At 71.6% G+C, this 11,370-nt stretch carries 9 protein-coding genes; 5 read left to right on the top strand and 4 right to left on the bottom strand.

What is annotated here, in order from left to right:
• Positions 1–29: 29 nt before the first annotated feature.
• From JOM49_RS25525 to JOM49_RS25510, 4 genes are all read right to left on the bottom strand, one after another.
• The gene (locus JOM49_RS25525) at positions 30–1,328 is read right to left on the bottom strand and encodes a serine hydrolase domain-containing protein (RefSeq protein WP_209666765.1); all 1,299 of its coding nucleotides are present in this window, start codon (positions 1,326–1,328) and stop codon (positions 30–32) included.
• Between the two features lie 1,127 nt (positions 1,329–2,455).
• Positions 2,456–3,598, bottom strand: a complete 1,143-nt coding sequence (locus tag JOM49_RS25520; protein WP_308158863.1) for a sensor histidine kinase — start codon at positions 3,596–3,598, stop codon at positions 2,456–2,458.
• Positions 3,595–4,248 (bottom strand): response regulator transcription factor, encoded by a 654-nt coding sequence (locus JOM49_RS25515; protein WP_209666763.1) that lies wholly within the window; start codon positions 4,246–4,248, stop codon positions 3,595–3,597. Before JOM49_RS25515 ends, JOM49_RS25520 begins: the two co-directional genes overlap by 4 nt.
• A 43-nt stretch (positions 4,249–4,291) precedes the next feature.
• The gene (locus JOM49_RS25510) at positions 4,292–5,692 is read right to left on the bottom strand and encodes a S41 family peptidase (protein ID WP_209666762.1); all 1,401 of its coding nucleotides are present in this window, start codon (positions 5,690–5,692) and stop codon (positions 4,292–4,294) included.
• A 279-nt stretch (positions 5,693–5,971) separates the two neighbouring features.
• On the opposite strand from JOM49_RS25510, the gene JOM49_RS25505 reads away from it, so the two are divergent.
• The 5 genes from JOM49_RS25505 to JOM49_RS25485 all read left to right on the top strand — a co-directional run bounded on the left by JOM49_RS25505 (position 5,972) and on the right by JOM49_RS25485 (position 11,187).
• Positions 5,972–7,006 carry a GlxA family transcriptional regulator gene (locus JOM49_RS25505; RefSeq protein ID WP_372444078.1) on the top strand — a complete coding sequence of 345 codons (1,035 nt, stop codon included), beginning with the start codon at positions 5,972–5,974 and terminating at the stop codon, positions 7,004–7,006.
• A gap of 41 nt (positions 7,007–7,047) precedes the next feature.
• Positions 7,048–7,428 carry a peptidase inhibitor family I36 protein gene (locus JOM49_RS43270; protein ID WP_209666761.1) on the top strand — a complete coding sequence of 127 codons (381 nt, stop codon included), beginning with the start codon at positions 7,048–7,050 and terminating at the stop codon, positions 7,426–7,428.
• Between the two features lie 236 nt (positions 7,429–7,664).
• Positions 7,665–8,678 carry a methyltransferase gene (locus JOM49_RS25495; RefSeq protein WP_209666760.1) on the top strand — a complete coding sequence of 338 codons (1,014 nt, stop codon included), beginning with the start codon at positions 7,665–7,667 and terminating at the stop codon, positions 8,676–8,678.
• The gene (locus JOM49_RS25490) at positions 8,675–10,048 is read left to right on the top strand and encodes an ABC1 kinase family protein (RefSeq protein WP_209666759.1); all 1,374 of its coding nucleotides are present in this window, start codon (positions 8,675–8,677) and stop codon (positions 10,046–10,048) included. The genes JOM49_RS25495 and JOM49_RS25490 overlap by 4 nt, the downstream gene beginning before the upstream one ends.
• A complete protein-coding gene (locus JOM49_RS25485; protein ID WP_209666758.1) occupies positions 10,045–11,187 on the top strand; it encodes a cytochrome P450 in 1,143 nt (380 codons plus the stop codon). The genes JOM49_RS25490 and JOM49_RS25485 overlap by 4 nt, the downstream gene beginning before the upstream one ends.
• The last annotated feature ends 183 nt before the right edge of the window (positions 11,188–11,370 follow it).

The following is an 11,370-nucleotide window of genomic DNA, read 5'->3' as shown; positions in this document are numbered from 1 at the left end:
GGAGGTGGGCGGGGAGGGGGAGGTCGCGCTCAGTGGCGCCGGGCGATCCGTCCGCCGACGTCGACCGCGGTGGCCGCACCGGGTTCGCCGCGGAACCGGCCACAGGGGGTCGCGCGGCCGGTGGCCGGGTCGCGGACGGTGAACGTGGCGTCGTCGTACCGTTCGAGCTCCGGGAACACTTCGCCGTCGACGTCGAGGGCGGCGCCGGTCTCGTCCGGCCGGATCGTGTACTCGACGGCACCGTTGCGGTAGGTGCCGAAGTCACCGCCGGGCAGCGGCACCCGGCGGGCACCGGCACTCCGGGTGGCGCGGACCGGCAGGGAGATGCCCAGCGTGTCCAGTTCGCCGACCAGGTCGTGCCAGAGGTCGCTCCCGGCCACGCTGTTCGAGGTCAGCGCCACGACGCAGGCGCCGGCCTGGTCGATGCGCAGGAAGCAGGAGGTGCCGTCGGCGTTGCCGTCGTGGCCGAGCCAGGTCTCGTCCCCCGCGCCGAAGTGCGCGACGCCGAGTCCCCAGCCGTCGGCGAGCCCGAACGGCTCAGCGCCTTCGACCGGGCGGTGCATGTCGGCGGCGGTCACCACGTCGAGCAGGCCCGGCTTGCCGAGATGGACCCGGCCCAGTTCGGCCAGGGCACCGGCGCTCAGTGCCAGTGCTCCGGCGGGTTCGAGCATCGGCGGCAGGAACTGCTCGACCGGCCGCGCCCCCGCCGGGCCGGTCGCGCGGGCGTGCCCGGGAACGGCCCGGTCGTCCGCGACGTAGACGGGCTCGAGGTCCAGCGGGCGCAGGAGGATCGCCTCGACGGCTTCGCGCCAGGTCATCCCCGTCACCGCCTCGATCAGCGAGCCGACCAGCGCGTAGCCGAGGTTCGAGTAGGAGAAGGCGGTCCCCGCGGGGCAAACGGCGCGCGCGTCGCGCACCTCGCGCAGGCAGCTTCCGGCGACGTCGACGGGGTCGGAAGGCAGGCCGCTGGTGTGGCTCAGCAGCCTGCGCACCGTGAGCTCGCCGGCCAGGCCCGCCACCCCCAGCACCTCCCCGGCGGGTTCGTCCAGGTCCAGGTCGTCGTCGGCGACGAGGGCCAGCACCACGGTGGCGGTGGCCAGCTTGGTGATCGACCCGATCGGCACGGGGGACGCGGCGGTCATCGGTTCCGCGCCGCCCTGGCGCGTCACACCGGTCTGGACCACTGTCTCTTCGTCACCTTGCCGGAGCGCGAGCTGCGCTCCCGGAACCCCGTGCCGGCGCGCCAGCCGCGTGAGGAGCGCGGAGAGTTCCTCCGCGGCCACCGCCGGTCTGGCCGCACCGTCGCGGCCGTCTTCTGCCCGCTGCATAACCGAAATCCTCCGAAAATCGCCGGAAAGTCTTCAATGGAAATGATCGTGAATTGTGGACACTGCCCCCACGGCACCGCTCGATCCGCCCGCAGTCGACGACCGGGACAACACGCTGCCGGGCGCCGGAGATCGTCAGTACCGCCAAGTGTGGGAATCCGACAACGAAGTCGGACGGTGGGATGCTACCCAACGTGTCGACGTTTCAGCCACTGTTCCACATATTGAACGGCGTCACATTTTTCTCGCCAGGGCGTGCGAGCGCGCACTGAAGCACACAAGGGACCAGCAACCGCCTGAGCGGCTTCACGGAGTCGATCCACCCACCGACTCCACCAGCAGGACGAACCTGCGTGGCCGCTGTTTTCCCACTGACCGCCGAACTCAAACAACCCGGATGCCCCAGCACGGCGGAGTGGATCTTGGAAAGACCAGCCAGGGGTGGCGTCAACTGGGAAAACAATCTTTCGATCTTGGGAAATTCGAATCTGCGGAAGGCCGGTGAGCAGATCCACTGCACGTGCATCGGGACGTGCACGTCGAATAGCCGAGCAGTCACTCGCTGAAAAAATGCACAATTATCACGTCACCCCATTGGACCGTAACGCGCCGATGCGGCATTTACCAGGACATTGTTGAACTACGTGCAATGAGGAGTTGGCGCTGCAGTCGACGCCTGTTCTCGTCGCGGATAGGGAGCAAGCGACAACCGTGGGCGTCCTCCCGAGGAGTCGCGATGGAGGCCTCGGCCTGGACCTCCGAGCGGGCTCCACCGGACGGACCTCGGTCTGGCCACGCGGCCGAACACCCCGGTCGAGACCCGCCGAGCAGCTTCGCCGGTCAGCACGCTCAAGCCCGCTGCGGACAACGGCTGATCCCACGGCTGGCGGCGGTGTACTGGCACCGGCCACCGCTGGTACGAGAACCTGCCTTTGGCAGTACGTCCGCCCCGTTTCGCGATCCGCGCTCGGCGGACTGGCGCAAGCACGCGCTCGTGCGCAGCCACCGCGCTCATCGGGTGACGCCCGAAAGGCCCCGCCTCCTCTCGTGGAGGCGGGGCCTTCGTTCGGAACTCACCTCACACCGCCGTCGAATTGCCCGCATCGTCGGCGACGTTCTCCGGGATTTCAAGCACCGCGTTCAGCGCCGTGGCGCGCGGCATTCCGGCCGGAGCGGTGGGTGGCATGACCGATCTCCCGGAAGGTGACGGTCACTTCCAGCCCGCCGCCCGGGTTCGGCCGTGCGCGCACCGCGGCGTGGTGGGCTTCGGCGATCGAGGCGACGATGGACAGGCCCAGTCCGGCACCGTCGGCGGTGCGGGTGTGCAGCCGGCGGAACGGCTGGAACAGGTCCGGCACCCGGTCCTCGGGTACTTCCGGCCCGGTGTTGCGCACGGTGAGCACGCCGTCCGGAGTCAGTCCGATGTGGACATGTCCGGCCGGGGTGTTGTAGCGGACGGCGTTGTCCAGCAGGTTGCCCAGCAACCGGTTGAGGAGCACGGGATCGCCACGTACCCAGACGGGCTCGACGGCCATGGTGAGGCTGAGCCCGGGTGTGCCGGCCTCGTCGGAAGCCTGCCGGATCAGCCGGCCGAGGTCCACGGGTTCGGCCTGGTCGAGGCCGTGCCCGGCTTCGGCGAGCACCAGCAGCGAGTCGATCAGCACCTCGGTCCTCCGGTTGTGCGTGAGCAGTTTCTCCCGCACCGCGGGCAGATCGGCCGGGTCCTCCAGGCCGATCTGGATCGCGGCCCGCTGGGTGGCCAGCGGGGTCCGCAGTTCGTGCGCGGCGTTGGCGATGAACCGGCGCTGGCTTTCCACCGAGCGTTCGAGGCGCCCCAGCATCGCGTCGAAGGTGTCGGCGAGTTCCTTGAGTTCGTCGTCCGGCCCGGAGAGCGCGATCCGTTCGTCCAGAGTGGACACCGAGAGCCGCTGCGCGGTGGCGGTGATCCGGCGCAGCGGACGCAGCATCCGCCCGGCCAGCCACCAGCCGGCGACCACGGAAAGCACGGTCAGCACGGCGATCGTGATGGCGCTGACCACCCACTGGTAGTCCACCACCTCCTCGGGCAGGGTGCTCACCCCTGGCGGCAGCGGCGGTGCTCCCCGCCCTGGCATGTCCGGCCGCGGTTCCGGCGGGCTGATGTCCGAGACCCTGGCCTGCAGGGTGTCCCCGAGCAGCAAGGTCACCACGATCAGAAGGGTTGTCGAGGTGATCAGGAAGAGGCCGGAGTAGAGCGCGGTGAGCCGGACCCGGATGGTCCGCCGCCTCACAACAGGTACCCGGCGCCGGGCACGGTGCGGATGCACGGCGGGTCGCCGAGTTTCGCGCGCAGCCTGCTGATGATCACGCGCACCACCGTGGTGAACGGGTCGGCGTGCTCGTCCCACGCCGACTCCAGCAAGGTCTCCGCGCTCACCACGCTCCCGTTCGCCCGCATCAGCACTTCCAGCACGGCGTACTCCTTCAGGGAAAGCCGCAGGAACCGCCCGTCGCGGGAAACCTGCAGCCGGTGGGTGTCGAGCACGATCCCGTGGCGCTCCAGCACCGGCGGCAGCGGTACCTGGCTGCGCCGGCCGAGTGCCTGCACCCTGGCCACGAGTTCGGTGTAGTCGAAGGGTTTCGGAAGGTAGTCGTCAGCGCCGATGGACAGCCCGGCGACGCGCTCGGGCACCGAAGCGGCGGCGGTCAGCATCAGCACCCTGGTCCGCGCGCCGGACCGGACCAGATCCCGGCAGAGCACGTCGCCGTGCCTGCCGGGCAGGTCGCGATCCAGGACCAGGACGTCGTAGTCGTTGACCGCCAGCCGTTCCGACGCGGCGAGCCCGTCGTAGGCCACGTCGACCGCCATGGCGTGCCGCCGCAGCCCCAGTGCGACCAGATCCGCCAGATCACGTTCGTCCTCGGCAACCAGAACCCGCATCGCCGAGTACTACCGGATGCCCGGTGTCAGTGGCGTTAACGCCTCACGGGAACAGGGTGAGCGCCTTGGCCACGCCGGGGTCCTGCCCGGTGGACAGGGCCATCGCGGTCATCGGGGCGTAGTGGTCCGGCGGCACCCCGACGGTGTCGATCTTCTCCCGGTTGGCCCCGATCTCGTGCCGCTCGGGCAGCATGAGCCCGGTGTTGTTGTGCAGCAGGTGGCCCTGGCTGGGCCCCGAAACCGCACCCGCCGTGCGCGCGCCGACGAGCGTGCCGAGGCGGAGGTCCTTGACCGCGCTGGAGAAGGCGTCACACGCCGACGCGCAGTTCCGGTCGGTCAGTGCGACCAGCGGCAGGTTCACCAGCGGCACCGAGTCGTCGGTGCGGTTCGGGGTGCACTTGCCCAGCGCGTCGCACCAGTAGCTGATGGTCTTGCCGTGCGCCCAGCCGCCCAGCAGCCGCGCCACCTGCTCCGGCGAGCCGCCACCGTTGCCGCGCAGGTCGAGCACCACACCGCGCAGCTTCCGGCCCTCACCCAGCTTCGCGATGGCCGCGAACACGGTGTCCGCGGCCGGTGGCCCGAATCCCGGCAGCTTGACGTAGGCCAGGTCCCCCGGCAGCAGTTCGGCTTCGTGCTGCGGCGGCCCGGACGGGGGCGGGGGTGCCACCGCGGTCATGCTGAAGTCGAGCGTCTCGCCGCTCGAGGGCCGGTGAACGCTCATCCGCACCGTTTCCCCTTCCACGGCGTCGAGGATCCAGTCGACCACGCCCGGCACGGCGGTACCGCGGATGTAGGGCGGCACGTCGTTGACGGTGAGGATCTCGTCGCCCGGCCGAACGCCCGCGCCGGCGGCGGCACTGCCGGGCAGCACGTCGGTGACGAACACCGGATCGGTCGCGGCGGGGTCGATCAGCCCGGGACCGTGGAGGTGCGAGGGCAGGAAACCGAGGGGCACGGTGTCGGCCTCCGGCACGCCGACCCACCGCGCGTGGTTGTCGTCCAGTGCCGCCACCATGGCGCGCAGGGCGGCTTCGGCCGTGGCCTGCCTGCTCGCGTCGTCCGGCAGGCCGGCCGCGATCCGCTCGTAGGCCCGGCTGAACGACCTCCAGTCGGCGTTCTTGTCGCCGGTCAGCACCGGTGCGTTCGCCGTCGCCTGGTCGAGCCCGCGCCGCTGCAACTCCTGGGTGAGCGCGGCGAACGCGGGCTGCAGCAGCGAACGGCTGTCGAGAACGGGGCCGGAGAAGTGGTGGTCGAAGATGCAGTAGTAGGCCTGGCCGATCGTGGTGCCGGTGGTGGCCGTGGGCGGCGGAGGTTGCTCCTGCGGCGGTGGCTGGCAGGCGGGAGGCCGTCCCGCGGTCCCGCCTTCGGGGTCGGCGACGGCGGAGGTGGTGGACACCAACACGGTCGCGATGGCTGCGATGAGCACCAGCTTGGTTGTTTTCACGGCGCCTACCGTCGCGGCCGGCCGGTTGCCCCGGCGCGAACGAATCCGTTAACACCCGCGCAACGCCGGATGCCCCCGCGCCAGCACTCCCACCCCGAATCTCGGGCGGGAGGTCATCGTGTGCGAGTTCCACCGTCCACAAAGCACATAACGCCGATGCTGTCGGTGCCGTGCCGCGCGTTGGCCAGCTCGCTGGGTTCAGCGCTGTCGCTGGTTCACCTGCTGCCGGAGAACCACTAGAATGATCCGTTTCGGCGGACCGCGAGGGGGCTTCGGAACGTGAGCATCGGGGACCACGCGAACCGGCGGGTGCTGGTCGTCGCCTATGAGAACGCGCAGATCCTGGATGTCGCCTCTCCCAGCGCTTCGCTCGAGTCAGCGAACAACCACGGCGCCGGTCCGCCGTACACCATCGAACTCGCCACGGTGAGCGGCACGCACGTGCGCAGTTCGTCCGGGATCGGCCTCACCGGTGCCCGGCGGCTCGCCTCGATCACCGGCCGGATCGACACGATGCTGATCGTCGGTGGCCACGGGACGGAAGCGGCGATGGCCGACGCGGCACTGCTGACGCAGGTGCGACGGCTGGCTCCGCAGTGCAGGCGGATCGCGTCGGTGTGCACCGGCGCGTTCGTGCTGGCGGCGGCCGGCCTGCTCGACGGCCGCCGGGCCACCACCCACTGGGGGTACGGGGAATTGATGGCGTCGGCGTTCCCGGACGTCACCGTCGACCTCGCCCCGCTCTACCTCCGCGACGGGAACGTCTACACCTCCGCCGGCGTCACGAGCGCGCTCGACCTCACCTTGGCCTTGATCGAAGACGACCACGGCCCCACCCTGGCCCGCGCGGTGGCCAGGGAACTGGTCGCCTACCTGCACCGCCCGGCGGACCAGGCGCAGATCAGCACGTTCCTCGCCCCGCCGCCGGGTGACCGGGTCGTCCGCGACCTGCTGGGCTACATCAACGCCCACCTCGACGAGGATCTGAGTCCCTCCGCGCTGGCCGCTCGCGCGGGGATCAGTTCCCGGCACCTCACCCGGCTCTTCACGAGCCAGCTGGGTGTCACGCCGGCTCGCGCGGTGCGCGAGGCGCGGACCGAGGCCGCCGCGCATCTGGTGCGGGGTAGCGAACTTTCCCTCGCGGCGGTCGCCCGCCGATGCGGGTTCCAGTCAGCGGAAACACTCCGGCAAGCGTTCCTGAGCCACTACGGGCTGACCGGGGACAGGATTCGCAGGATCGCGGACATGCCCGGCCCGGTGCACCACGAACCTCTGCAGACTTCCCGGCGCAAGGGGCGCACAGACGGGGATTGACCCGTTTTACGGCGCCCGTCAACGAAAACGGAGGAATTATCGTGCGCCGAACTCTCGTCAGACTCTCGATCACCTTGTCCGGGGCGGCCATGCTCGCCGGAGCGTTCGTGCCGGCCGCGGCAGCCGGCACCGAATCGCCGATCCAGGTGAATTCGCTGGGCGACTGCCCGAACGGACGCGTCTGCATGTGGACCGCGGGCAACTTCGCCTACGCGCCGACCGCCTACCCGGCCGTGTCCTTCCGTTCGCTCAACCCGGGCGACCACGACCAGGTGAGCAGTTGGGCCAACAAGACGAGCTACCAGTACTGCCTGTACGACAACGGCAACTCGGTCCTGATCGACACGTTGTCGCCGGGGAAGTCGCGCGGGACGATGCCCGCCGGCACGAACGACCGCGCGGATTCCTACGGGCGCTGCTGATCCCGTGACAATCCCGGAAGGGCCCCGCACGAACCGGTGCGGAGTCCTTCCGGGCTGTCACCGGTTCGTCCACATCGGCCTCGGTCAGGGCCGCTTGCGCGGTCGAGGGGGCTGGGAGTTTACCGCGGCCTGACCAGGATTTGTCGCCGTTCTCAAGCCCGTTCCATTGACCGTCGTGCGCGCGGCTCGGCAGAGTTGGCCGCGGAATCTTCCGGGTGGAAATGGGGCACGACACGATGACCGATCCTTCGATGCTGCTGCCGATGGTGGCCGGCTACATCCCGGCGAAGGTGCTGCAGACGATCGCCGAGCTCGGGGTGCCGGACCACCTGGCGGGCGGCGGGCGCACCGCGGCCGAACTGGCCGGGCTGACCGGGACCCACGCGCCTTCGCTGACGCGCGTGCTCCGGGCCGCGGCCGTGTTCGGCGTGGTCAGCAGCGAAGGGGACGAGTACGCGCTGACCGGGCTGGGCGAGTTGCTGCGCTCGGACGTGCCGGGTTCGCTGCGCGAGTTCGCCGTGCTGACCGGGGGCCACGAGGCCTGGCGGTCGTGGGGCGAGCTGGCACACAGCGTGCGCACCGGCGAGCCCGCGTTCGAGGCCGCCTTCGGCACCGGCTGGTTCGACCACCTGGACGCCGAGCCGGAGAAGGCGGCGCGGTTCGCCAGGGCGATGGCCTCGGCCACCGCGCTCGCCGCACCGGACATCGCCGGGCACTGCGACCTCACCGGGGTCGGCACGCTCGCCGACATCGGCGGCGGCAACGGCCTGCTGCTGTCCCGCCTGCTCGTGGCCCACCCGGAGCTGAAGGGCGTGCTCGCCGATTCCGCCGCCGGGCTGGACGACGCCGCGCGGGTGCTGGCCGAGGCCGGGGTGGCGGACCGCTGCGAGGTGGTCCCCACCGACTTCTTCGACTCGGTGCCCGCCGGGCTGGACGCCTACCTGCTCAAGAGCATCGTGCACGACTGGCCGGACGAGCGGGCCGGCCGGATCCTGGCGAACTGCCACGCGGCCATGCGGCCGGACTCCGTGCTGCTGCTGGTCGAACTGGTGCTGCCCGGTGCCGGGGACCCGGTGCCGAACGTACAAGCCGTGATGAGCGACCTCAACCTGATGGTCGGCACCGGCGGCCGCGAGCGCACCGAGGCCGAACTGCACGCGCTGCTCGCCGCGAACGGGTTCGAGCCGGACGGCACGACACCCTGCGGGCAGAGCGGGTTCAGCGTGCTGCGAGCCCGCCCGGCGCGATGAGCGGCACCGAGGAGCCGGTACCCACCGGCCGCCTGCGCCGGGCGCTGCCGCTGGCCGCGCTGACCGGGCGCACCGCGGGTGGCGCGGTGGTCGCCGCGCTGCAGGGCAGGCAACGCCGGGATGCCGCGCGCGAGCGCGCCGCCGGCCGGTACGCCGACCTGCTCGGGAAATCCCGTGGCGTGCTGATGAAGGCCGGGCAGATGCTGTCGTTCATGTCGCTGGACCCGGAGGGCTCGGACGAATCCGTCCAGGCGGCCTTCCGGCGGCTGCAGTCCGGCGCCCCGGCGATGCCGTGGGCGGAGGCATCGGCCGTGCTGGAAAGCGAACTCGGCGGGCCCGTCGAGCGGTTCTTCGCCGAGTTCGGCACCGAGCCGCTGGCCGCCGCGTCGATCGGGCAGGTGCACCGGGCCCGGCTCGCCGACGGCAGGCCGGTCGCGGTCAAGGTGCAGTACCCCGGCATCGCCGAGGCGGTCCGGGCCGATCTGGCCAACGTGGAACTGCTCACCGCTTTCCTGCGCGTCCGCGGTGTGCTCAGCCGCGGTATGCCCACTGTGGACACCCGGGCGCTGCTCGAGGAGATCGGCGGCCGGATCGGCGAGGAGGTGGACTACCGGGCGGAGGCCGCGAACCAGCGGCGGTTCGCCGAGGCCTACGCCGGTCACCCGTTCCTCCGGGTGCCCGCGGTGCTCGGCGAGCTGTCCACCGGGCGGGTCCTGACCACGGAACTGGCCGAGGGCCGGTCCTGGACCGAGGCCGCCGGGTGCCCGCAGCACCTGCGCGACCGGTGGGGGGAGGCGATCTTCCGCTTCCTGTGGGGCAGCCTGCGCGAACTCGGCGTCGCCTACGCCGACCCGCACCCCGGCAACTACCTGTTCCACGACGACGGCTCGGTCACCTTCCTGGACTTCGGGTGCGTCAAGGAGTTCACCCCGGACCGGCTGGCGCAGATCACCGCGTTGCAACGCGCCGGAGCCGAGGGGGACGCCGACGGGGTGTGGCGGGCTTCGCTGGCGCTGGGTTCGCTGCGCGAGACCGGCGGCCCGAGCCCGGCGGAACTGCACGACTGGATGTCCGCCCAGTTCCGGCCGCTGACCGGGGAGCAGCCGTTCACCTACACCCGGGAGCACGCCGCCACGGTCAACCGGCGGATGTTCTCCCCGTTCGGGCCGTACGGCGCCGTGCTGAAGAAGCTGACCATGCCGCCGCACACGTTGTTCCACTCCCGGATGGACGCCGGGATCACCGCCATCCTCGGCGCGCTGGAGGCCACCGCCGACTGGGCGGCGATCCTGGCGGAACTGGACGGACTGGGCCCGCCGGCCACCGAGCTCGGCGCCCAGGCGGCCGGCTTCCGGGCCGGGCGGGCATGAGCGGCGTGCGGTTCGACGAACGGCTCGACGCGCTCGTGGTCACCTCCTTCCCCCTGGCGCGGCAGGTGCTCCACGGGCCGGGGTGGGTCAGCGACCTGGCCGCCAACCTGCGCCTGCTGGCGGGCATGGGCGGGGCCGAGGACCTGCCGCCGCTGATGGCGACCATGCTGGAGCTGTTCGCGGACGGGCCGGTGCACGACCGGTTCCGCGAACTGGTGGCGCCGAGCTTCTCGGCGAAGCGGATCGAGGCCCTGCGCCCGTGGATCGCGGAGATCGCCGCCGCCGGGGTCTCCGGGGTGTCCGAAGTGGACGGTCCGGTCGACCTGATCGAGCTCCTGGCCTACCCGGTGCCCGTGGCGGTGATCGCCGGGCTGCTCGACGTGGGCCAGGAAGGCGCCGAACTGATCAGCGAAACGGCGCCGCGGCTGACCGCCGTGCTGGAGAGCGACCCGGCCGAGGAGCAGCTGCTCGACGCGGGGCACGCGGCGATCGACTGCGCGATGTTCCTGTTGCCGCTGCTGGCCGAACGCCGGGCGGAACCGGGGGACGACTTCGTCAGCGAACTGCTGCGGGCCGGGGACGGCCTGCTCAGCCTCGACGAGGTGCTCGCGATCATCCTGCTGCTGCTCATCGCGGGGCAGGAGACCACCGCGGGCCTGATCGGCAACGGCGTGCTCGACCTGCTGCGCCACCCCGCCGAACTGGCCGCCCTGCGCGGCGAACCGGGCCGGGCCGGCGCGGTGGTGCAGGAGGTCCTGCGGCTGGACCCGCCGTTGCGCACCACCGGCCGGTTGGCGGCCACCGAGCAGTGGCTCGGCGAGGTCGTGGTCCCGGCAGGCGGGAAGGTGCTCGTCGACCTGGCAGCGGCCAACCGCGACCCGGTCCGGTTCACCGACCCGGACCGCTTCGCGCCGGGGCGCGCCGATGCCGCCCACCTCGCTTTCGGCGGCGGAGCCCACTTCTGCCTCGGCGCGGCACTGGCCAGGGTCGAGACCGAGGAAGTGCTCCGGCAAGTGGCGGTGCGGCTACCGGAACTCGCCCTCGCCGAGCCGGAACCACCCAGACGCCCGTCGACGAACTTCCACGCGCTGACCCGGCTGCTCATCGCTCACCCGTCGGCAGTGCGCTCGCCCGGCTGACGGCAACGCGGTCGCGACCGGCGGCCGCAGGACACGGCACCGGCGAGAAACCCCAGGCCGAACGGCCCCGCCGAAGAGGGTCACCCAGGCGGCGCCCGATTCGCTGAACGGCGGAATCGGCGGCGGGGTGAGCACGTCCCGGCCCAGCCCGCCGCCGCTCGCCCGGCCCACTCCGGCCACCGC

Origin of the sequence: Amycolatopsis magusensis (genome assembly GCF_017875555.1) — a bacterium.
GTDB lineage: Bacteria > Actinomycetota > Actinomycetes > Mycobacteriales > Pseudonocardiaceae > Amycolatopsis > Amycolatopsis magusensis.
This window is presented reverse-complemented; position numbering and strand designations above follow the sequence as displayed.

What these genes read in the sequence shown, in the direction of transcription:
- JOM49_RS25525 (WP_209666765.1), bottom strand. Translation starts at nt 1,328, where the DNA reads ATGCAGCGGGCAGAAGACGGCCGCGACGGTGCGGCCAGACCGGCGGTG.
- JOM49_RS25515 (WP_209666763.1), bottom strand. Translation starts at nt 4,248, where the DNA reads ATGCGGGTTCTGGTTGCCGAGGACGAACGTGATCTGGCGGATCTGGTC.
- JOM49_RS25495 (WP_209666760.1), top strand. Translation starts at nt 7,665, where the DNA reads ATGACCGATCCTTCGATGCTGCTGCCGATGGTGGCCGGCTACATCCCG.
- JOM49_RS25490 (WP_209666759.1), top strand. Translation starts at nt 8,675, where the DNA reads ATGAGCGGCACCGAGGAGCCGGTACCCACCGGCCGCCTGCGCCGGGCG.
- JOM49_RS25485 (WP_209666758.1), top strand. Translation starts at nt 10,045, where the DNA reads ATGAGCGGCGTGCGGTTCGACGAACGGCTCGACGCGCTCGTGGTCACC.